Raw genomic sequence first — 18,940 nt, forward strand, 5'->3', positions numbered from 1 at the left:
CGGCGGCGCTGGACGAGCTCGTCGCGTCGCACGCCGAGGCCGTGGAGGCGGCCCTCGACACCGGCCGGTTGACCCTGCGCGAGGCGGCGACGACGCTGGAGTACGGCCTCGTGCTGGTCGAACAGCCCGAGCGGACGGTGGTCTGCGCGCTCGTCTTCGACGAGCACGGCATCGCGGGCGTCGTCCGGAACGACGAACCGGACGCCGTCGAGTGGGCGACCGGCGTCTACGACCGGCTCCGCGAGGACGCGGAACTCCTGCACGGCTGAGCAGCGGCGGAGCGGGCGAACGCCTTTGAGCCGCGCGGACGAGAGGCGAGGTATGGAGTACACGACGCTCGGCGACACGGGGCTGGAGGTGTCCCGAGTCTGTCTGGGGTGTATGAGCTTCGGCTCCTCGGAGTGGCGGCCGTGGGTGTTAGACGAGGACGAGGCCCGACCGGTCATCGAGCGCGCCATCGAGCTCGGCGTGAACTTCTTCGACACCGCGAACATGTACTCGACGGGCGAGAGCGAGCGCGTGCTCGGGAACGTGCTCGCGGACTACGACCGCGACGCGCAGGTCGTCGCGACGAAGGGCTACTTCCAGATGGACGAGTCGAACCCGAACTCCGGCGGGCTCTCCCGGAAGGCGATCGAGCAGGAGTTGGAGCGCTCCCTCGACCGCCTCGGCATGGACACCGTGGACCTCTACCAGATTCACCGCTGGGACTACGACACCGCCATCGGGGAGACGCTCGCGGCGCTCACCGACGCGGTGCGCCGCGGGAAGGCCCGCTACGTCGGGGCGTCCTCGCAGTGGGCCCACCAGTTCGCGGACGCGCTCCACACCAGCGACCGCGAGGGCTACGAGCGGTTCGCCACCATGCAGAACCACTACAACCTCGTCTATCGGGAGGAGGAACGCGAGATGCTGCCGCTCTGCGAGAAGGAGGGTATCGGGGTAATGCCGTGGTCGCCGCTCGCGCGCGGCTACCTCACCCGGCCCCACGAGGACGTGAAGGCGACCGAGCGCGGCGCGAGCGAGAAGCGCCTCTACGAGCACCCCTACCGGGAGGGCGGCGGCCCCGCGGTCAACGAGCGCGTGCAGGAGCTCGCCGCCGAGAAGGACGTGAAGATGGCCCAGATCGCGCTCGCGTGGCTGTTCCACAAGGACCACGTTGACGCACCCATCGTCGGTACGTCCAGCGTCGAACACCTCGAGGACGCCGTGGAGGCGCTAGACGTCGACCTCACGGACTCCGAGATGGCCTACCTCGAGGAGGCCTACGAGCCGGTGCGCGTCTCCGGCCACGAGTGATGGCCGAGGGAACGTACACGCTCCTCGTCGAACTCCCCGTGCGGACGACCGTGGAGTTCGGCGCGCGCGGCGCCTACGATCTCGACCCGGGCTGGTACGCGTACACGGGGTCGGCGTTCGGGCCGGGCGGGCTCGGCCGCGTCGACCGCCACCGCGAACTCGCGGCCGGCGAGCGGGACGCCCGCCACTGGCACGTCGACTACCTGCTCGGCCGCCCCGAGTCCCGCGTCGCCGCCGTCTACGTCACGGAGGACGAGGACGTCGAGTGCGAGACGGCACGCACGCTCGCGGACGCCGGGGCTGCCGTCGACGGACTGGGCGCGTCGGACTGCGACTGCGCGACCCATCTCGCGTACGCTGCACGGAGAGAAGCACTCGAATCAGTCGCCGCCGAAATCCACGACCGCCGCGCGTAGCTACTCGAGGACGGTCCACTCGGTCGGCGCGTCCGGGACGCCGCGCACGCGGACTTCGCGGGTGCCGTCGTCGGCCAGCCGGAGGTCGACGACGCCGTCGAACAGCTGGCTGATGGTGTTGATGGTCTGGTCGTCGTGGCTCTCCGGGTCGACGGAGAACACGCCCAGCCACCCCTGGCTCTGTATCTGGCTGGTGAACACGTGGAGGAACCGGAACAGCCGCTGGAGGTCGACGTACATCAACAGGGGGGACAGCGAGTCGAAGCCGACGCGGAGGCGGTCGACGCCCGCGTCGCCGGCGTCGCGCGCGACCTCCGAGAACTCGATGCCGATGCCCGTGAGGTCGCCGGGCGAGGAGACGTAGTGGGTGTCCTCGCCGTTCGTAGCGCTGCCGCTCTGCGCGCTGACGCAGTCGATGACGCGGAGGTACCGCGGCTCCGCGCCGACCGCGTCGGCGTAGTCTGCGGCCACCTCCTCTGCCGGGTCGCGGGCGGTCACGATGACCGAGCCGTCGCCGTCGCGTTCCCCGCGCGCCAGCAGCGACAGGAGGAGCTCGCGCTTGCCCGACATCGCCGGACCGCTCAACAGGAGGTTCGTGCCGTCGTCGAACCCCGAAACGAGTCCGGTGGGGAGCACCCCGTCGACGTTGTACGTCATTTGTACGAACGAAACCGACACCGCTTCGGCGTGTTCCGCTGGCTGATAGTTGCACGGAGACACATAAGTATGTGCGGGATACCGGGCGTGGCGCTGGTTTCGGCTGCCCCACCGCGAGTGCGGGCGGGCGGCGGGGCGCGGCTCGGACCGCCGACGTATCAGTTCGGGTACGGTTCCCGCGAGCGGTCACGGCGGCCCGGCGTGGACCCCCGCGACTTCGTTGAACCGAGCGACGTCGGCGTCCGCGCCCACCACGACGAGCGCGTCCCCGTCCCGGACCCGGAAATCGGCGCCGGGCCGGGGAATCACGTCCCCGTTGCGCTGGACCGCGACCACCGTACACCCGGTTCGGGCGCGGACGTCCGCCTCCGCGAGCGTCTTCCCGACGAGCGCCGGCGCCTCAGTGCGCACGACGTCGATCTGCTTGTCGAGGGCCATCACGTCCTCGTCGAGGATGGTCTGGGCGAGCATCCGGCCCGCGACCGTCGCCAGCGAGAGCACGTAGTCCGCGCCCGCGGCGTACAGTTTCCGCGCGCTCTCGACGTCGTTCGCCCGGCAGAGGATGTCCACGCGGTCGCTGGCCTCGCGGGCGACCAGCGTCGCGAACACCGCCGACGTGTCGTCGCCGAGCGCGAGCACGAGCGCGCTCGCGTCCTCGACGCCCGCGCTGCGCAGCGTGCTCCCCTCAGTGGCGTCCCCGACGACGTCGACGCCCGACCGCTCTTCGACGTCGACGACCGTCGTGTCGACGTTCGCCTCGCCGAGCGCGCTGCGGACGGTCGACCCGACCTCGCCGTACCCCGCGATGACGACGTTGCCGTCGCCCCGGGCCTCGGCGGGCGCCCGCGTGCGCTCCTCGAAGGCTTCGAGGTCGGGCTCGCGGCCGGCGACCAACAGGACGGTGTTGCGCGCGAGCTCCCGGTCGGGGTCGGGGGAGCCGACGAACTCGCCGGCGAACCACGCGCCGACGGCGTTCACGCCGCCGGGTTCGAGGAGGTCCGTCTCGCCGAGCGTCGCGCCGTCGAGGTCGCTGCCGTACTGGACGGGCATCTCCACGACCTCGAAGTCCTCGCCGATTTCGACGGCCTCCCCGAGCCGGGACGTGACGGTGGACGCGACGTTGCGCGCGAGGCTCCGGCCGAGAATCTCCCGCGGCCCGAGCACGCGGTCGGCGCCCGCGTACTCGAGGTACTCCGCCAGCGACGGGTCCTCGACGAAACACACCGTCTGGACGTCGGGCGCGAGCTCGCCGACCGTGAGCGCGATGGAGGCGTTGCGCTCGTCGCTCTCGTCGAGGACGACCGTGCGGGCGGTCGAGACGTTCACGCGCTCGAGGCCGCGCTCGGTCTCCGGGTCGCCGTGGACCGCGCGCCAGCCGTCCTCGTGCAGCGACAGCGCGGTCTCCCGGTCGTCCGTGAGGACGACGTACTCGACGCCCTGTGCGTCCAGTTCGGCGGCGAGCGTCTCGTCGCGCGCGCCGAACCCGCAGATGACGACGTGGTCGTCGAGGTCGACGCTGTTCGGCGGCTCCACCTCGAGGCGGTCCTCGATCCACGGCACGACGAACAGCGGCAGCGTCAGGAAGATGAGGAAGACGCCGCTGAGCTGCATCGCCACCACCGTCAGCAGCATCACGTTCGACGTCCACGGCGCGTACTCGCCGTACCCGGTCGTGGTGAACGTCTGGCCGACGAACTGGAACGCTTCGACGTACGTCACCTCCCGCCCCTCGAAGAACGCCATCCCGTGCTTGAACGCGACCGTGTACGTCGCCGCGACGACCGCGAGGAGGCCGGCGTACGCGAGCACCCGGCGCCCCTGTCTGGACATCGGCGAGGGCTACCCGCGCCGCGGACTTAAATCCCGAACGTTGAGATGGGTGGGCGCCGAGGGCTCCGACATGAGCGTCGTCTCCCTCGTCGTGCACGCAGCGCTCGGGATGTGGCTGGGCAGCATCGTCTTCTTCTCGTTCGTCGCCGCGCCCGCGCTGTTCGACGAGCTCGGCGAGGACCGCGCCGGCGACGCCGTGAACGTCGTCTTCCCGCGGTACTACTCGTTCGGCATCTGGCTGGGCGCCGCCGTGCTCGTCGTGTGGGCGCTCGGGCCGTCGGTCGTCGGCGCCCCCGAGCCGCCGCTGATTGCGGACGCCGGCGTCGTCGCCGCGTTCCTCGCGAACCTCTACGCGCGCTACCAGCTGATTCCGAAGATGGAGGCCGCGGGCTCGGAGGCGTTCGCGCGCTACCACAAGCAGTCCGTCGGCCTGAACCTCGTCGCGCTCGTCGGCCTCGCGGCCGCGTTCGCCGTCCTCCACCTGTAACTCCGTCGCTGCTCCCGACGGCTGCTTTGGATTCGAAACTCCGCCCCCTCCCCGGCCGAACGTTCGAAGGGACAACTCGCTTGAACGGGTAGGCCCTACTACCACGTAATGACAGAGCGCGAGACACACATCGACGTCTCCGGGATGACGTGCGCGAACTGCGCGTCGACCGTGGCGGACGCGCTCACGTCCCTCGACGGCGTCCGCGACGCGACGTGAACTTCGCGACGGACGGCGGCACCGTCCGGTACGACCCCGATGCGGTGTCGCTGGCCGACCTCTACGCCGCCATCGAGGACGCCGGCTACGACCCGGTGGACGCGGAGGTGACCGTCGCCGTGACGGACATGACGTGCGCGAACTGCGCGGCGACCATCGAGGACGCGGTCGGCGACCTCCCGGGCGTCGTCGCGGTTGAGGCGAACTACGCCACCGACGAGGCGACGGTCCGGTACAACCCCGCGGAGACCGACCTCGCGGCCGTCCACGACGCCATCGAGGACGCCGGCTACTCGCCCGTCCGAGAGGACGAGAGCGGGGACGACGAGGGGAGCGCCGCCGACGCGGCCCGCGAGGCCGAGACGCGGCGCCAACGCAACCTCACGCTGTTCGGCGCGGCGCTGTCCCTGCCCCTCCTCTTCTTCGTCGCGGAGACCCACCTGCTCGGCGGCGGCGTGCTCCCCGAGACCGTGTTCGGCGCGCGCTTCGGCTGGGTGGAGTTCCTGCTCGCGACGCCCGTCTACGTCGTGCTCGGCCGGGAGTTCCTCGAGAACTCCTACACCGCGCTCGTGAAGAACCGCACGGCGAACATGGACGTGCTCATCGCGCTCGGCTCCACCACCGCCTACGTCTACTCGCTGGTCTCGCTGCTCGGCGTCCTGCCCGGCGCGGGGCTGTACTTCGACACGGCCGCGCTCATCCTCGTGTTCATCACGCTCGGGAACTACCTCGAGGCGCGCTCGAAGAGCCGCGCGGGCGACGCGCTCCGGGAGCTCCTCGAGATGGAGGCCGACACCGCGACCGTCCTCGACGAGGACGGCAACGAGGAGGAAGTCCCGCTCTCCGAGGTCGAGGTCGGCGACCGGATGAAGGTCCGGCCGGGGGAACGGATTCCCACGGACGGCGTGGTCGTCGACGGCGAGTCCGCGGTCGACGAGTCGATGGTCACCGGCGAGTCGGTCCCGGTCTCGAAGGAGCCCGGCGACGAGGTGGTCGGCTCCACCGTCAACGAGAACGGCGTGCTCGTCGTGGAGGCGACGAAGGTCGGCGAGGACACCGCCATCCAGCAGATCGTCGAGACGGTCAAGGAGGCCCAGTCCCGCCAGCCCGAGATCCAGAACGTCGCGGACCGCATCTCCTCGTACTTCGTGCCCGCGGTCATCGGGAACGCCGCGTTCTGGGCGGTCGTCTGGTACGCGTTCCCCGAGGCGCTCGCGGGGCTCGTCGAGGCGCTCCCGCTGTGGGGCGTCGTGGTCGGCGGCCCCGCGGCCGTGGGCGTCCTCGAGTTCAGCGTCGTCGTGTTCGCCTCGGCGGTGCTCATCGCGTGCCCCTGCGCGCTCGGGCTGGCGACGCCCGCGGCGACGATGGTGGGGACGAGCATCGGCGCGAAGAACGGCGTGCTGTTCGAGGGCGGCGACGTCCTCGAGCGCGTCCGGGACGTCGACACGGTCGTCTTCGACAAGACGGGGACGCTCACGACCGGCGAGATGGAGCTGACCGACGTGGTCGCCGTCCCGGACGACGAGCACGCGGCTCCGGACGGCGGCGAGCTCGCGGCGCCCGATTCCGAGGAGACCGTCGACGAGTCGTTCGTCCTGCGGCTGGCAGCAGCCGCCGAATCCGGGAGCGAGCACCCGCTCGGCCGGGCAATCGTCGAGGGCGCACGCGAGCGCGGCGTCGACGTCGGCGAGCCCGAGGACTTCGAGAACGTCCCCGGACGCGGCGTGAAAGCCACCGTGGACGGCCGCGACGTGCTCGTCGGCAACCGGACGCTCCTCGAAGCGGAAGGCGTCGACGTCGCGCCCGCCGAGGACGAACTGGAGCGCCTCGAGCGCGAGGGGAAGACCGCGATGCTGGTCGCCGTCGACGGCCGCGTCGCGGGCGTCGTCGCCGACGCGGACACCGTCAAGGAGTCCGCCGAGCGCGCCGTGACCGCGCTCCGCGAGCGCGGCGTCGACGTGCACGTGATTACCGGGGACAACGAGCGCACCGCGCGCGCCGTCGCCGAGCAGGTCGGCGTCGACCCCGAGAACGTCCGCGCGGGCGTCCTCCCCGACGAGAAGGCCGACGCGGTCGACGACATCCAGGCCGACGGCACGCGGGCGATGATGGTCGGCGACGGCGTCAACGACGCGCCCGCGCTCGCCGCGGCGTACGTCGGCGTCGCCATCGGCTCCGGCACGGACGTCGCCATCGAGGCGGCGGACGTCACGCTGATGCGCGACGACCCCTACGACGTCGTGAAGGCCATCCGCGTCGGCGAGGGGACGCTCTCGAAGATCAAGCAGAACCTCTTCTGGGCGCTCGGCTACAACACCGCGATGATTCCGCTCGCGTCGCTCGGGCTGCTCCAGCCGGTGCTGGCGGCCGCCGCGATGGCGGTCTCCAGCGTCAGCGTGCTCACGAACAGCCTGCTGTTCAGGCGGTATTCGCCCGACGAGGACTACCGGCTGTTCGGCCGGTAGCGAACGACCGGTTCCCCCGTCGGAAGCCGAAAAGCCCTACCCGGCGGGCCGTGTACGTGCGGTCGACATGACGACGACACTCACCGTCGAAGGCATGGGCTGTGAGGGCTGCGAGGACATCGTGGAGAACGCGCTGTCCGGCGTGGACGGCGTCGAGGAAGCGAACGCCGACCGCGAGGAGGACGTCGCGACCGTCGAGGGCGAGGCGGACGCCGAGGACCTCCTCGAGTCCATCGAGTTCGCGGGCTACGACGCGGAGCTGGCGGAGTAGCCGGTTAAGTTAGCGGCGAAATAGTTATAATTTTACGAGGAGTTGTCCCGTCCATGGGACAGCGAGACGAGACGACGGGCTTCCAGCGTGACATCCTCTGCGTGCTCTGCGGACTCGAGGACCCGAAGGGCATGGAAATCCAGTCGGAACTCGAGGAGTACTACGGGTCGGATGTGTTGCACGCCCGCGTCTACCAGAACCTCGACTCGCTGGTCGAGCGCGGCCTCGTCGAGAAGGGGGAACGCGACTCCCGGACGAACTACTACCGCATCACGGACGCGGGCCGCGAGGCCATCGAGGACGTCGTCGCGTGGAAGCGCACGTACACCGAGGACCTCGAAGCCGACCCCGTGTAGGCGCCCCTCGATTCTGCCGGACGGCGGACGGATTCCAGCAGCCGTCCGGCTGCGCGTCCGGGGGGCCGGTTACCCGACGGTAACTGGCTCACACCTCCGTTACCGAGCGCTAAAGGGGGTGGCGCCCCCACTGTGTAGTAGATGACCACCGACGAACTCGTTCAGGACCTCCCCCCGAGTGCGAAGCTCGTGCTGAAAGTGCTGGAGTACAACGGCGGCCTCACGCAGAAGCAGATCGTCGAGAACTCCCGGCTCTCCCAGCGGACGGTCCGGGACGCCCTCGACCGCCTGCAGGACGCCGACGTCGTGGAGAAGGACATCTACATCCCGGACGCCCGCCAGAACCTCTACCGGCTCTCCCTCGACGAAGACGAGGACGACGAGGCCGAAGCGGAGGCCGACGGCGAAGCGGCGGCGGAAGCCCTGCTCGACTAGCGGTTTCTCCTCTCTGCGGCGCGCGCTCAGACGACCGACGCGGCTTCCTCGTCGACGGGTTCGAGGTGCTGTTCGCCCCACTCAGCGAGCGCGGTGACGACCGGTTCCAGCGACTCCCCGAGCTCGGTGAGCGCGTACTCGACGCGGACGGGCTTCTCGCTGACGATGGTCCGGGAGACGACGCGCTTCTCCTCCAAGTCGTCGAGGCTCTCGGAGAGCACCTTGCTGGAGATGCCGTCGACTTCCTCCTGGAGGGCGTTGAAGCCGAGCGGCCCGTGGTGGAGCAGCCGGTGGATGATGACCGGGTGCCACTTCTTGCCGACGAGGGAGGCGGTCGCGGTGATCGAACACCAGCCGTCGCCGGGACACCACGCGGGCAACTGCTCGGTATCGCTCATGTCCGCCCGTAGGGACGACTGCCAGTTAAGGCTACCTAACGATAGCCAGTTACGTTACCGTAAGCGGGTCAGAAAGCCCGGTCGCGCCTCGCGAGTCACGCCGCGATGCCAGCCCCGGAGTCCGCCGAGAGCGTCCCGGGCACGGAAAAATTGTTTGTCGGGTGCGGTCGACGTGCCGGTATGCCCGAGTCCCTCCTCGGCAGGGCTACCCGCGTCGCGGGCCGCGCCGCCCCCTACGCGGTCGTCCCCGCCCTCCTGACAGTCCTCGCGTTTGAGAACGTCCTCGCAACCGCTGCCGCCGGCGGCCTCGGCGTCTCCGTGAAGCTCTCGCTCCCGACCGCCGTCCCGACCCTGTGGACGGTCTTCGACCCGCCGGCGACCGGCCTCTCGTTCGTCACGCCGACGCCGCTCGCCGCGCTCCCCGTCTACCTCGCCGTCGACGCCGTCCTGACCGCGGGCTACCTCGGCGGCATCCACGACGCCGCCCGCGACGCCAGCCCGGACTTCGCAGCGAGCGTCGCGGCGTACGCGCTGCCCGTCCTCGGCGTCCGCGTCGTCGAGTTCCTCACCGTCGGCGCGTTCGGCTTCCTGCTCGTCGCGGGCGGGAACGTCCTGGTCGCGTTCGTCGCGTTCCCGCTCGTCCTGTTCGCGGGCTACCTGCTCTGGGGCGCGCCGTTCCTCGTCGTCGCCCGCGACCGCGGCACCGTCGACGCGCTCGCGGAGAGCGTCTCGCTGGCCCTCGACGGCGGCCGCTACCTCCGCTTCTCCGCGCTGTTCGCGGTCGGCGTCGCCGCCGTCTCGGTGTTCGTCTCGCCGCTGCTCACCGCCGGCGGCTTGGGGACCATCGTCCTGCTGGCCGTCCTCGCCGCGTACCCCGCGCTGATAGCGTCGGCGGCGGCGATGCTCGTCGTGGACCGGACGGCCGACCGGCCGGCGAGTGGTCAGCCCGCGAACGGGGAGCCGGCGCCCGGCAACGACGGCCAGTCTCGCGGCGCTTAAGTCCCGGTGCCGCCTACGGCGCGCCGTGCAGAACGTCACGGACCGCACGAGCAACCCGTTCGGCATGCAGCCGCCATGCGAGTCGTTCGTCCCGGGGTACGGGGACGCGAACGCCGACTTCCACGTCGTCGGCGACCACCCCGGCGTCCACGGCGGCGCGGCCTCGGGGGTGCCGTTCACGGACGCGCCCGGCGCCGAACGCCTCCGGCGCGCGCTGACGGCCGCGGGGCTGCTCGACGACGACGGCGAGCCGGTCGACCTCTTCCTCTCGTACCTCCACGCCTGCGTCCCCGAGGGCGACCCGACCGAGCGCGACTACGTGGAGATGGAGCCGTTCTTCGACGCCGAACTGCGCGCCATCACCGCCCACGTGCTGCTCCCCGTGGGCGAGCGCGCGACCCGCCACGTCCTCGAGAACTACACCGCCATCGTCGCCGACGACGTCGACCTCGCCGACGTCCACGGCGAGGAGCTCCACGGCAGCGGCTGGCTGGTCGTCCCGGCGCTCGACCCCACCGAGTGGACCGACGACGCGGAGGCCGCGTACGTGGACGCGCTCCGCGCGCTCCGCGAGCGGGACTACCACCGCGAGGCCGACCTCGGGCGGTTCCTCGCCGGCTCCGAGCCCTACCGCGTGAGGTAGGCCTTTGGTCGGGCGCCGCGTACCCGGGAGCGTGCACCACATCCAGTTGTCGAACACCGCCTTCGAGGGGGCCAACAGCGTCTACCTCCTCGGGGACGGCGACGCGGACGCGCCGACGACGCTCGTGGACGCGGGCGTCGCGTCGGCCGACGTCGAGGCCGAGTTGCGGGCCGCACTCGGCGACCGCGGCGTGGCGTTCGCGGACGTGGACCGCCTGCTGTTGACCCACTGGCACCACGACCACGCGGGGCTCGCGGGCGCCATCCAGTCCGAGAGCGGCGCCGACGTGTCCGTCCACGAGGCCGACGCGCCGCTGGTCGCCCAGTCCGAGAATGCCCGCGAGGACCTCCACGCGGCGCAAGAGGCGGCGCTCCGGGAGTGGGGCCTCCCGGACGAGGAACGCGAGGGGCTGCTCCGGTTCAGCGCCGACCACCGCTACCTCCGCGGCGACCCCGTGGACGTGACCCCAGTTTCTGACGGCGACACGGTCGCGCTCGGCGCGTTCGAGGCCGAGGTCGTCCACCTCCCCGGGCACGCCGCCGGCCTCGTCGCGTACGTCGTCGAGCACGAGTGGCGCCGCGAGGCGTTCGTCGGGGACGCCGTGCTCCCGAAGTACACGCCGAACGTCGGCGGCGCGGACGTCCGCGTCGACCGCCCGCTCGCCCGCTACCTCGAGAGCCTGGAGCGCGTGCAGTCCCTCGACTTGGACCGCGCGTGGCCCGGTCACCGCGGCCCGATTTTCGCCGTGAGCGAACGCGCCGGCGACATCGCCGCCCACCACGACGAGCGGACCGCGCGCGTCGAGCGTGCCGTCGCCGACCTCGCGCCCGCGACCCCGTGGGCGGTCAGCGCGGAGCTGTTCGGGTCGCTGTCGGGCATCCACGTCCTCCACGGCCCCGGCGAGGCGTACGCCCACCTCGACCACCTCGCCCGCGAGGGCGTCCTCCGCGAGACGCCGGACGGCTACGTGCCGGCGTGAGTGCCGCGACCCGACCTACTTTGCCGCTCGCGTCCGTACCTCCGCGCATGGTCGAGATGGAATCCGAGACGGAACTCGAGGCCGGCGACCCCGCGCCCGACTTCGAGCTACGGGGGACGGACGGCGAGACGTACGCGCTCGAGGACTTCGCGGAGTACGACGCCGTCCTGCTGGTGTTCACGTGCAACCACTGCCCGTACGCGAAGGCGAAGTTCGACGTGCTCAACGACCTCGCCGCGGACTACGACGACGCCGCCGTAGTGGGAATCAATCCGAACGACGCCGACGAGTACCCCGACGACTCCTTCGAGCGCATGCAGGAACTCGTCGACGACGGCACCATCCGGTACGACGCCTACCTCCGGGACGAGTCACAGGACGCGGCTCGCGCGTACGGCGCGGTCTGCACGCCCGACCCGTTCCTCCTGCGGAACACCGACGACGGGTTCGAACTCGCGTACCACGGCCGCCTCGACGACGCGCTCAACCCCGACGACGAGCCGACGCGGCCCGGCGGCGACGTCCGCGACGCCATCGACAGCATCCTCGCGGGCGAACCCGTCGAGAAAGAGTGGCGCCCCTCCCGCGGCTGCTCCATCAAGTGGACGGACGCCTGAACGTCCGCGTGACGCGTCGGCCCCGCTGAGGCCGGTACGGCTAAAGGGCGCGCTCCCGACGCCGCGTACATGAACGACGTGCTGAGCGACACCGTCGACGCCTTCCTCGACGCCGCGAACCCCGAACCCCCCGAGTTGCTGCAGGAGATGACCGCGTACGGCCGCGAGCGAGATTTCCCCATCGTGGGGCCGGACGTCGGCCAGTTCTTCCGCGTCGCGGCGACGCTCGCGGGCGCCGAGCGCGTCTTCGAGTTCGGCTCCGGGTTCGGCTACTCGGCGGCGTGGTTCCGCACCGCGCTCCCCGCGGACGGCGAGATCGTGCTCACGGACTACGAGGAGTCGAATCTCGCGACCGCCCGCGAGTTCCTCGGCCGGCAGGACGGCGCGACCGCCCGCTTCGAGGCCGGCGACGCGATGGAGACGTTCCGGCGGTACGACGGCCCCTTCGACGTCGTGCTCCTCGACCACGACAAACCGCAGTACGTCGACGCGTTCGAGGCCGCCCGAGGCGAGGTCGCTGACGGCGGCGTCGTCGTCGCGGACAACGTGATGGCGGGGCCGGTCGAACTCGAGAACGTCACGTCCGCCCTCGAGGGCGGCGAGCCGGTCGACGACCAGACCGCGGCCATCGCGGAGTACGTCGAACACGTCCGCGACGACCCCGGCTTCGAGACGGCGGTCGTGCCGCTCGGCGAGGGCGTCTCGATCAGCGTGAAAAGATAGCAGCGTCAGTCCCGGACCGCGAGCAGCGCGGCCGCGGCGACCGCGACCACAGCGATTCCGAGGCCGAAGCCGGGCAGCCCGGTGTTCGAGTCGTCCTCGGTGGTCTCGGCGGCCGTCGTGGCGTCGCCGCCGTCCGTGGTCGCGTCGTCAGTCGTCGGCTCCGTGGTCTGTTCGTCGCCCTCGGTGGTCGGCGTGTCGTCGCTCGTGCCGGAGCCGACCGTCAGCGTCGCCGTCGTCTCGCCGCCGCTGGACTGCGGGTTGACGTCGAGCGGCGTCACGTAGCTGCCGGCCTCTTCGGGGTGCTGGACGTCCTCGTAGACGACGACGAGTTCGTCGCCCTCGTCGACGTCGTAGCTGCCGCCGAGGCCGATGGTGAGCACCTCGCCGTTGCTGGACGCGCCGACGCTGCTGAGGTCGTCGGAGACGTTCACGTCGACGGCGTCGCCGGACGAGTCGTCGCCGCGGTCGATGCCGATCTTCGCGACGTCGCTCTGGTCGACGTCGCTGACGTCGCGCCGGACTCGGAGTAGTCGACTTCGAAGCCGTTCCACGAGCCGGCGGTGTCCGAGCCGGCGGTCGCGGTCACGAAGTGCGTGGAGGTCTCGCCTGGGCTCGACGGGTGGGGGACGAGCGAGCCGTCCGTCGCTGCGGTGGCGACGCCGGCGGACGCGCCGACGGCGACTGTCAGTGCGACGAGCACGGCTGCGAGGCGGTTTGCGTTCATCGTTGCGTTTCGGGGCAAGCGGGGAGGCGGGAAAGTGTCTTGTGGCAGTCCGGACCGACAGGGACTCGTAGCCGGGCGCCGTCGCCGCGGGTGTGCCACTGCTCCAGTTCGACGCCGACTTCCCGGTCGCGGACGACGAGGCCGCCGCGTTCGCGGACGCCGTCACCGACAGCTACGTCGACGTGATGGACGCCGACCGGTCGTACGTCGCGGTCGTCGTCCGCGACGACGCCGTCCTCTCGCTCGGGCGCGCGGTCGACGGCCGGCGGGTGTTCTGCTCGGCGGACGTCCGCGAGGGCCGCGACGAGGAGACGAAACGCGAGTTCGCGACGAGCGTGATGGACGAGGCCGCCGAGCGCTTCGACGTGCCGGAGGAGAATCTGAAGGTCGTGTTCACCGAGCATGCGGGCGCGCAGATGCAGGGCGTGGACCGCGTCGGCGGCGACTGGAGTTAGTCGACGACCGCGAGCACTTCGTCGGCGTGCTCCTCGGGGTCGACGCCCTCGAAGGCGGCGACAACGTCGCCGTCCGGCCCGACGACGTACGTGTTCCGGAAGACGCCCTCGACCTCGTTGCCGAAGACGTTCTTCTCGCCGTAGGAGTCGTACGCGCTGGCGACCGAGCCGTCCTCGTCGCTGAGCAGGTCGAACGGGAGGTCGTACTTCTCCGCGAAGTCCTCGAGGTCTTCCACGGGGTCGTCGCTGACGCCGAGGACGTGGACGTCGCGCTCGGTGTACTCGTCCCAGTTGTCCCGGAAGCTACACGCCTCCGTGGTGCAGCCGGGGGTGTCGGCGCGCGGGTAGAAGTAGACGACGACGTACTGGCCGTCGTAGTCCGACAGCGAGACCGGCTCGCCGTCCTGATTCGGCAGCTCGAAGTCGGGTGCGGGTTCGCCTTCCGAGAGCATACCCGCCGTTCGTCCTCCCGCGGTGAACCAGTTACGGTACCAGCGAGAGCGCGTACAGCGCCGCCATCCCGACGACGACGGTCGCGAGCATGTCCTCGGTCCGCCACGCGACGACGGCCGCTATCGCGCCCGCCAGCAGCCGGTCGTTCCCCAGCGAGACGGCGAGCGCGCCGTCGCTGAGCACGAGTTCCGGGAGGACGAGCGCCGCGAGCACGGCCGGCGGCACGTACGAGAGCACGCGCTCGACGCGCGGCGGGACGTCGTCGAGCCGGCCGAACAGCGCGATGAACGACACCCGGAGGGCGTACGTGCCGGCGGCGGCCGCGGCGACGACCAGCCAGAGGCTCACTGGCCGACCCCCGCTCCGTCCGCGAGCACGGCCGCGGTCACGCCGGCCAGCCCGGCGATGACGACGCCGACGTTCATCGGCGCGCCGACCGCCGCGACGGCGACGAACCCGCCGACAGCGGCCGCGACGGCGGTCGGTTCGTCGCTGACCGACGGGGCGAGCAGCGCCAGGAACAGCAGCGGCACGGCGAAGTCCAACTGCAGGCCGTCGGGCACGCGGTCGCCGAACACCACGCCCGCGACCGTCCCGCCGACGTACGTCACGTAGATGGCCGCGGCGATGCCGAGGTAGTACGCCAGCCGGTCGGTGTCCTCGTCGCGCTCGTACTCGGTGACGGCGATGGCGAACGTCGTGTCGAGGAGGAACTGCGCGCAGACGAGCCGCCAGCGCTCGGAGAGCCGCCGGAAGTGCGGTGCGATGGCCGCGCTGTACATCGTGTACCGGAGGTTCACGACGACAGCCGTGAGCGCGACGACTACGAGGGGCGCGTCGCTTGCGAGGAGGTCGATGGCCGCGAGCTGCGACGCGCCGCCGAACACGGTCGCGGACATCGCGACGATCTGCACGCCGGAGAACCCGGCCTGGACGGCCGCCGCGCCGACGACGAACCCGAACGGGGCGTTGGCCGGGAGCGTCGGCAGGGAGTCGCGGACGCCGGCGGCGAAGTCCGCGCGCTGGCTCACAGCGCGTAGTCGGACTCCCGGATCTGGGCGTACTTGCGCTTCCGGTAGCGGAACTTCGCGCGCTTGTACCGCGTGTACAGCCGGATGCCGCCCGCCGCCGAGCGGGCGTTCGACTTCGAGATGATCTGCCCGCTGTCGCTGGACTCGAGCATCTGGCGGGTGATGCGGATGGTCTTGTCCCAGTCCGCGGGCCCGAACTCCGCGACGACGTCCGCCATGGCGACGTTCCGCCGGATCTCGTCGCCGATGGCGTCGTGCCACGCGTCGTTGTACGCGCCGAGGTTCCCCTCCGCGGCGAGCTTCCCGGCGAGCTTCCCGGTGCGGTGGGCGACGTGGTCGCCGCCCTCGTGGAACGAGGACGTGGCGCCCATCGCGCCGCCGACGACCGCGATGCCCGCGTCCGTCGGGGATTCGATGGGGCGCGTCGAGGAGATGGCGTACGTCTCCGTGCTGTTGGACTTCCCGTGGCCCTCGACGAGCGGGAAGTCCTCGTCGACGTCGTACTCGTCGCCGTAGAGCTCCTCGAGGAGCCGGCGGAGGTACACTTTCCCCGAGGGGATGCGCTCGTCGTCCTCCCGGAGGAGCCGCCACTCGCTGGCGTCGAAGTCGTCGATGTCGAGCCCGATGGGCATCGTGAGGCCGACGCGCGCGACGCCGTCCCGGTTCGGGAACACCCACGGGTAGGCGGTCTCGCCGGGCATCCACCCCCACCAGAACTTCAGCGTGTCGTCGTCGAACAGCTCCTCGGGGAACCGCCGGTACTCCTGGTAGGCGATGTGGTTCGCCGACGGCGGGCTGAGGAGTTCGCTGGCGCGCTTGCCGTCCGGCAGCAGCGGGTCGAGGACGCGCATCGTGACCTGCCGCTGCGGACCGTCCGCGAGCACGAGGTACTCCGCGGTGACCTCCTCGCCGTCCCCGAGCGTGAGCGCGTGCTCGTGGCCGCCCGAGAGGTCCGAGTCGACGGCCTTCACGCTGGTGCCGGCGACGTACTCGGCGCCCGCGGCCTCCGCGCGGTCGCGCAGCCAGTCGTCGAACTTCGCGCGGTGGAACGTGAACCCGAAGTTGTCGTAGTCGGCGTCGATGCCCGTGCGGTCGACGACGACGGCCTCGTCGGGACCGATGAACTCCGCGTCGGCGAGCTCCTGCTCGATGACGTCGTCGGGGATGTCCGTGGCGTCGAGGTCCGCGACGTCCAGCCAGTAGTCGAGGAAGCCCGCGGCGTCCGTCGAGTCCGGCCCGAGGCGGTCGCGGTCGGCCCGCGGGACGCCCTTCTCGTAGACGACGGCGTCCGCGCCCCGGTCCGCGGCCGCGTACGCGGCTGCCGACCCCGCCGGGCCGCCGCCCACGATGGCCACGTCTACGTCAGTCATAGTACGTCAGTCACTGCGCTGGCGTTAAAGTGCTTCGAGTTTTCGCGCCGTCGGCGCACCGCCCCCGGGTTTCACGGCCGCCGCGCGCCGGCGAACCGCCGGACGAACCCCGCGGCGTGGCGGTCGTCGACGACGAGGTCGGCGCGGGCGGCGAGCGCGTCCCGCGCGGCCTCGATGCGCGCGTCGAGGGTCAGCGACGGGGCGTCGTCGCTCGTGGGGTTGCCGGCCGCGACGAACGCGTCGAACGCCCGGTTCAGCCGCCGCGCGACCGGCCGGGAGCTGCGCCCGGCTTCCAGCACGGCGACGCGGCCGCCCAGCGCGACGGCGTCGACCCAGCGCTCGACGACGGCACCGGGGTCTTCGAACAGCCCGACGACGAACGTCCCGAGCACGGCGTCGGCGTCGCGGACGGGCGGCCGCGCCGCGTCGGCGCGGACGAGGTGGACGTTCCGCCAGCCCTCGCGGCGCACGCGCTGCCGGGCGACGCCCAGCATGCCGCGGGAGGCGTCGACGCGACGACGGTCCCCTCCGGGCCGACCGCCTCGCGGAGGTAGCGGAGGTTCGCGCCAGTGCCGCAGCCGAGGTCGACGGCCGTGTCGCCCGCATCGAGCGCGAGCGCGTCCACCGCGGCGCGGCGGAGCCGCCCCAGCCCCGGGAGGACGCGGGCGAACCAGTCGTAGGCCCGCGCCCAGCGGTCGTAGAACGACCGGACGTCGCTGGTGCTCACGACGACGGGTTCGCCGGCCAGCGGGTAAAGCGTGGCTCCCGAGCAGAACACCTAAGTTCCACAACAGTAGTTCCCGAACATGGACCGCGTACGCCTCGCCTACGACGCCGTGCGAGCGTACGTGTACGCGCTCCTGCTGGCCGGCGCCGTCACCGTCGTCTGGCTGCTCGCGCCCGAGGTCGCGGAGACGCCACAGGTCTCCGGGCTGTGGTTCGCGCTCGCCGGGTTCGGCGTCCTCGTGCTCGTGACGTTCCTGCTCGCGCAGTACACGCGCCGCGTCTGAGTCAGTCGTCGAGGCGGTCCGTCACTGGCGGCCGGCGCGGTCGCGCACCGGCTCGGTCACGGGAACATCCCGCGGTACTCGTGGGCGTCCGCGGTGCGCTCGAGCGCGATGGTGTACGCCGCCGTCCGCAGGTCCGGAATCGACTTCTGCTCGTAGGCGGCGAGCATCTCGTCGAACGCCCGCGTCAGGCGCTCCTCGAGGTCGCGGTTGACCTCCTCGAGCTCCCACGAGTACTGCTGGCTGTTCTGCACCCACTCGAGGTACGAGACGATGACGCCGCCCGCGTTCGCGAGGATGTCCGGGACGACTGGGACGTCCCGGTCGCGAAGTACGCGCGCCGCGTCGAACGTCGTCGGGCCGTTCGCGGCCTCCACGATGACGTCGGCCTGCACGCGCTCGGCGACGTCCACGGTGATGACGTCCTCGATGGCCGCGGGGATGAGCGCGTCCACGTTCAGCGTGAGAAGGTCGTCGTTCGAGACGTGTTCGCGGGCGTCGTAGTCCTCGAGGCGGCCGTCGTCGGCGACGTGCGCGCCGACCGACTCGACGTCGAGGCCGTCCGGGTCGTAGATTGCGCCCGTGACGTCGGAGACGGCGACGACGTTCGCGCCGCGCTCGTGGAGCAGCTGCGCGGTGACGCTGCCGACGTTCCCGAACCCCTGAATCGCGACGTCGGCGTCCGCGACGTCCGTTCCGAGGTACTCGAAGGTCTCCTCGGTGACGATGGTGACGCCGCGACCGGTCGCCTCCACGCGGCCCGCGGTGCCGCCGACCTCCGGCGGCTTCCCGGTGACGACCTCGGGGACGGCGTAGCCCTGATACACGGAGTACGTGTCCATGATCCACGCCATCGTGCGCGGGTTCGTGTTCACGTCCGGCGCCGGGATGTCCGTGTCCGGGCCGATGATGCGGCGGATGCCCTCCGTGTAGCGGCGGGTGAGCCGCTCGATCTCGTTCCGGGAGAGCTCCTTCGGCTCGCAGACGATGCCGCCCTTCGCGCCGCCGAACGGCAGGTCGACGAGCGCGGTCTTCCACGTCATCCACCCGGCGAGCGCGGAGACCTCCTCCTCGGAGACGGTCGGGTGGTAGCGGATGCCGCCCTT

The 18,940-nt window shown here is 71.4% G+C and carries 24 protein-coding genes and 2 pseudogenes; 15 read left to right on the forward strand and 11 right to left on the reverse strand.

Going from position 1 to position 18,940, the window contains the following annotated elements; genetic code table 11:
* The 3 genes and pseudogenes from GJ634_RS15450 to GJ634_RS08520 form a co-directional block, all read left to right on the forward strand.
* Positions 1 to 269: pseudogene (locus GJ634_RS15450) on the forward strand (ArsR family transcriptional regulator); the annotation flags it as partial.
* A gap of 52 nt (positions 270 to 321) precedes the next feature.
* Positions 322 to 1,299 (forward strand): aldo/keto reductase, encoded by a 978-nt coding sequence (locus tag GJ634_RS08515; RefSeq protein ID WP_157502142.1) that lies wholly within the window; start codon positions 322 to 324, stop codon positions 1,297 to 1,299.
* Positions 1,299 to 1,715 carry a DUF123 domain-containing protein gene (locus tag GJ634_RS08520; RefSeq protein WP_157502144.1) on the forward strand — a complete coding sequence of 139 codons (417 nt, stop codon included), beginning with the start codon at positions 1,299 to 1,301 and terminating at the stop codon, positions 1,713 to 1,715. Before GJ634_RS08515 ends, GJ634_RS08520 begins: the two co-directional genes overlap by 1 nt.
* Here the strand turns inward: GJ634_RS08520 and GJ634_RS08525 are convergent, their stop codons facing one another.
* A complete protein-coding gene (locus GJ634_RS08525) occupies positions 1,716 to 2,372 on the reverse strand; it encodes a hypothetical protein (RefSeq protein WP_157502146.1) in 657 nt (218 codons plus the stop codon).
* 186 nt (positions 2,373 to 2,558) lie between these two features.
* Positions 2,559 to 4,202 (reverse strand): TrkA family potassium uptake protein, encoded by a 1,644-nt coding sequence (locus GJ634_RS08530; RefSeq protein ID WP_157502148.1) that lies wholly within the window; start codon positions 4,200 to 4,202, stop codon positions 2,559 to 2,561.
* A 70-nt stretch (positions 4,203 to 4,272) separates the two neighbouring features.
* Here GJ634_RS08530 and GJ634_RS08535 point away from each other — a divergent pair, with 70 nt between their 5' ends.
* The 5 genes and pseudogenes from GJ634_RS08535 (at position 4,273) to GJ634_RS08555 (ending at position 8,435) form a co-directional block, all read left to right on the forward strand.
* Positions 4,273 to 4,689 carry a DUF4149 domain-containing protein gene (locus GJ634_RS08535; RefSeq protein ID WP_157502150.1) on the forward strand — a complete coding sequence of 139 codons (417 nt, stop codon included), beginning with the start codon at positions 4,273 to 4,275 and terminating at the stop codon, positions 4,687 to 4,689.
* A 108-nt stretch (positions 4,690 to 4,797) separates the two neighbouring features.
* Positions 4,798 to 7,373 (forward strand): annotated as a pseudogene (locus GJ634_RS08540) (heavy metal translocating P-type ATPase).
* Positions 7,374 to 7,440: 67 nt separating this feature from the next.
* Positions 7,441 to 7,644: a heavy-metal-associated domain-containing protein gene (locus GJ634_RS08545; protein ID WP_157502152.1), complete on the forward strand. Its 204-nt coding sequence runs from the start codon at positions 7,441 to 7,443 to the stop codon at positions 7,642 to 7,644.
* 53 nt (positions 7,645 to 7,697) lie between these two features.
* Positions 7,698 to 8,000, forward strand: coding sequence for a PadR family transcriptional regulator (locus tag GJ634_RS08550; protein ID WP_157502154.1), 303 nt, complete (start codon positions 7,698 to 7,700; stop codon positions 7,998 to 8,000).
* 141 nt (positions 8,001 to 8,141) lie between these two features.
* Positions 8,142 to 8,435, forward strand: coding sequence for a helix-turn-helix domain-containing protein (locus tag GJ634_RS08555; protein WP_157502156.1), 294 nt, complete (start codon positions 8,142 to 8,144; stop codon positions 8,433 to 8,435).
* Positions 8,436 to 8,461: 26 nt separating this feature from the next.
* Here GJ634_RS08555 and GJ634_RS08560 read toward each other — a convergent pair whose 3' ends face one another.
* Positions 8,462 to 8,833, reverse strand: a complete 372-nt coding sequence (locus tag GJ634_RS08560) for a helix-turn-helix domain-containing protein (protein ID WP_157502158.1) — start codon at positions 8,831 to 8,833, stop codon at positions 8,462 to 8,464.
* A gap of 180 nt (positions 8,834 to 9,013) precedes the next feature.
* On the opposite strand from GJ634_RS08560, the gene GJ634_RS08565 reads away from it, so the two are divergent.
* From GJ634_RS08565 to GJ634_RS08585, 5 genes are all read left to right on the forward strand, one after another.
* On the forward strand, positions 9,014 to 9,832 hold the full coding sequence (locus GJ634_RS08565) for a hypothetical protein (RefSeq protein ID WP_157502160.1): 819 nt from the start codon (positions 9,014 to 9,016) through the stop codon (positions 9,830 to 9,832).
* A 25-nt stretch (positions 9,833 to 9,857) separates the two neighbouring features.
* Positions 9,858 to 10,475, forward strand: a complete 618-nt coding sequence (locus GJ634_RS08570) for a uracil-DNA glycosylase family protein (RefSeq protein ID WP_331714065.1) — start codon at positions 9,858 to 9,860, stop codon at positions 10,473 to 10,475.
* A gap of 31 nt (positions 10,476 to 10,506) precedes the next feature.
* A complete protein-coding gene (locus GJ634_RS08575; protein WP_331714066.1) occupies positions 10,507 to 11,454 on the forward strand; it encodes an MBL fold metallo-hydrolase in 948 nt (315 codons plus the stop codon).
* Between the two features lie 47 nt (positions 11,455 to 11,501).
* Positions 11,502 to 12,071 carry a thioredoxin family protein gene (locus tag GJ634_RS08580; RefSeq protein ID WP_157502164.1) on the forward strand — a complete coding sequence of 190 codons (570 nt, stop codon included), beginning with the start codon at positions 11,502 to 11,504 and terminating at the stop codon, positions 12,069 to 12,071.
* Between the two features lie 69 nt (positions 12,072 to 12,140).
* Positions 12,141 to 12,794: an O-methyltransferase gene (locus GJ634_RS08585; protein WP_157502166.1), complete on the forward strand. Its 654-nt coding sequence runs from the start codon at positions 12,141 to 12,143 to the stop codon at positions 12,792 to 12,794.
* Positions 12,795 to 12,799: 5 nt separating this feature from the next.
* On the opposite strand, the gene GJ634_RS15455 is transcribed toward GJ634_RS08585, so the two are convergent.
* Together GJ634_RS15455 and GJ634_RS08595 are read right to left on the reverse strand one after the other, a co-directional pair.
* Positions 12,800 to 13,225 carry a PGF-CTERM sorting domain-containing protein gene (locus tag GJ634_RS15455; RefSeq protein WP_197425457.1) on the reverse strand — a complete coding sequence of 142 codons (426 nt, stop codon included), beginning with the start codon at positions 13,223 to 13,225 and terminating at the stop codon, positions 12,800 to 12,802.
* On the reverse strand, positions 13,222 to 13,518 hold the full coding sequence (locus tag GJ634_RS08595; protein WP_157502168.1) for a hypothetical protein: 297 nt from the start codon (positions 13,516 to 13,518) through the stop codon (positions 13,222 to 13,224). The genes GJ634_RS15455 and GJ634_RS08595 overlap by 4 nt, the downstream gene beginning before the upstream one ends.
* 92 nt (positions 13,519 to 13,610) lie before the next feature.
* On the opposite strand from GJ634_RS08595, the gene GJ634_RS08600 reads away from it, so the two are divergent.
* Positions 13,611 to 13,973, forward strand: a complete 363-nt coding sequence (locus GJ634_RS08600) for a tautomerase family protein (protein WP_331714067.1) — start codon at positions 13,611 to 13,613, stop codon at positions 13,971 to 13,973.
* On the opposite strand, the gene bcp is transcribed toward GJ634_RS08600, so the two are convergent.
* The 5 genes from bcp to GJ634_RS16055 form a co-directional block, all read right to left on the reverse strand.
* Positions 13,970 to 14,425 (reverse strand): thioredoxin-dependent thiol peroxidase, encoded by a 456-nt coding sequence (gene bcp, locus GJ634_RS08605; protein ID WP_157502170.1) that lies wholly within the window; start codon positions 14,423 to 14,425, stop codon positions 13,970 to 13,972. The two genes, GJ634_RS08600 and bcp, sit on opposite strands and share 4 nt — an antisense overlap.
* A gap of 31 nt (positions 14,426 to 14,456) precedes the next feature.
* Positions 14,457 to 14,774 carry an AzlD domain-containing protein gene (locus GJ634_RS08610; RefSeq protein WP_331714068.1) on the reverse strand — a complete coding sequence of 106 codons (318 nt, stop codon included), beginning with the start codon at positions 14,772 to 14,774 and terminating at the stop codon, positions 14,457 to 14,459.
* Complete coding sequence (locus GJ634_RS08615) at positions 14,771 to 15,457, reverse strand: AzlC family ABC transporter permease (protein ID WP_331714069.1); 687 nt, start codon at positions 15,455 to 15,457, stop codon at positions 14,771 to 14,773. The genes GJ634_RS08610 and GJ634_RS08615 overlap by 4 nt, the downstream gene beginning before the upstream one ends.
* The gene (locus GJ634_RS08620) at positions 15,454 to 16,827 is read right to left on the reverse strand and encodes an NAD(P)/FAD-dependent oxidoreductase (RefSeq protein WP_157502172.1); all 1,374 of its coding nucleotides are present in this window, start codon (positions 16,825 to 16,827) and stop codon (positions 15,454 to 15,456) included. The genes GJ634_RS08615 and GJ634_RS08620 overlap by 4 nt, the downstream gene beginning before the upstream one ends.
* A 71-nt stretch (positions 16,828 to 16,898) precedes the next feature.
* The gene (locus GJ634_RS16055) at positions 16,899 to 17,321 is read right to left on the reverse strand and encodes a class I SAM-dependent methyltransferase (RefSeq protein WP_231736996.1); all 423 of its coding nucleotides are present in this window, start codon (positions 17,319 to 17,321) and stop codon (positions 16,899 to 16,901) included.
* A gap of 312 nt (positions 17,322 to 17,633) precedes the next feature.
* Here GJ634_RS16055 and GJ634_RS08630 point away from each other — a divergent pair, with 312 nt between their 5' ends.
* On the forward strand, positions 17,634 to 17,837 hold the full coding sequence (locus GJ634_RS08630; RefSeq protein WP_157502174.1) for a hypothetical protein: 204 nt from the start codon (positions 17,634 to 17,636) through the stop codon (positions 17,835 to 17,837).
* A gap of 56 nt (positions 17,838 to 17,893) precedes the next feature.
* Here GJ634_RS08630 and GJ634_RS08635 read toward each other — a convergent pair.
* The coding region (locus GJ634_RS08635) for a Glu/Leu/Phe/Val dehydrogenase (RefSeq protein ID WP_157502176.1) at positions 17,894 to 18,940 on the reverse strand (1,047 nt) is incomplete at its 5' end.

It is taken from the genome of Halobacterium sp. CBA1126, assembly GCF_009741975.1.
Lineage (GTDB): Archaea > Halobacteriota > Halobacteria > Halobacteriales > Halobacteriaceae > Halobacterium.

What these genes read in the sequence shown, in the direction of transcription:
- GJ634_RS08515 (WP_157502142.1), top strand. Translation starts at nt 322, where the DNA reads ATGGAGTACACGACGCTCGGCGACACGGGGCTGGAGGTGTCCCGAGTC.
- GJ634_RS08520 (WP_157502144.1), top strand. Translation starts at nt 1,299, where the DNA reads ATGGCCGAGGGAACGTACACGCTCCTCGTCGAACTCCCCGTGCGGACG.
- GJ634_RS08525 (WP_157502146.1), bottom strand. Translation starts at nt 2,372, where the DNA reads ATGACGTACAACGTCGACGGGGTGCTCCCCACCGGACTCGTTTCGGGG.
- GJ634_RS08530 (WP_157502148.1), bottom strand. Translation starts at nt 4,202, where the DNA reads ATGTCCAGACAGGGGCGCCGGGTGCTCGCGTACGCCGGCCTCCTCGCG.
- GJ634_RS08535 (WP_157502150.1), top strand. Translation starts at nt 4,273, where the DNA reads ATGAGCGTCGTCTCCCTCGTCGTGCACGCAGCGCTCGGGATGTGGCTG.
- GJ634_RS08545 (WP_157502152.1), top strand. Translation starts at nt 7,441, where the DNA reads ATGACGACGACACTCACCGTCGAAGGCATGGGCTGTGAGGGCTGCGAG.
- GJ634_RS08550 (WP_157502154.1), top strand. Translation starts at nt 7,698, where the DNA reads ATGGGACAGCGAGACGAGACGACGGGCTTCCAGCGTGACATCCTCTGC.
- GJ634_RS08555 (WP_157502156.1), top strand. Translation starts at nt 8,142, where the DNA reads ATGACCACCGACGAACTCGTTCAGGACCTCCCCCCGAGTGCGAAGCTC.
- GJ634_RS08560 (WP_157502158.1), bottom strand. Translation starts at nt 8,833, where the DNA reads ATGAGCGATACCGAGCAGTTGCCCGCGTGGTGTCCCGGCGACGGCTGG.
- GJ634_RS08565 (WP_157502160.1), top strand. Translation starts at nt 9,014, where the DNA reads ATGCCCGAGTCCCTCCTCGGCAGGGCTACCCGCGTCGCGGGCCGCGCC.
- GJ634_RS08580 (WP_157502164.1), top strand. Translation starts at nt 11,502, where the DNA reads ATGGTCGAGATGGAATCCGAGACGGAACTCGAGGCCGGCGACCCCGCG.
- GJ634_RS08585 (WP_157502166.1), top strand. Translation starts at nt 12,141, where the DNA reads ATGAACGACGTGCTGAGCGACACCGTCGACGCCTTCCTCGACGCCGCG.
- GJ634_RS08595 (WP_157502168.1), bottom strand. Translation starts at nt 13,518, where the DNA reads ATGAACGCAAACCGCCTCGCAGCCGTGCTCGTCGCACTGACAGTCGCC.
- bcp (WP_157502170.1), bottom strand. Translation starts at nt 14,425, where the DNA reads ATGCTCTCGGAAGGCGAACCCGCACCCGACTTCGAGCTGCCGAATCAG.
- GJ634_RS08620 (WP_157502172.1), bottom strand. Translation starts at nt 16,827, where the DNA reads ATGACTGACGTAGACGTGGCCATCGTGGGCGGCGGCCCGGCGGGGTCG.
- GJ634_RS16055 (WP_231736996.1), bottom strand. Translation starts at nt 17,321, where the DNA reads ATGCTGGGCGTCGCCCGGCAGCGCGTGCGCCGCGAGGGCTGGCGGAAC.
- GJ634_RS08630 (WP_157502174.1), top strand. Translation starts at nt 17,634, where the DNA reads ATGGACCGCGTACGCCTCGCCTACGACGCCGTGCGAGCGTACGTGTAC.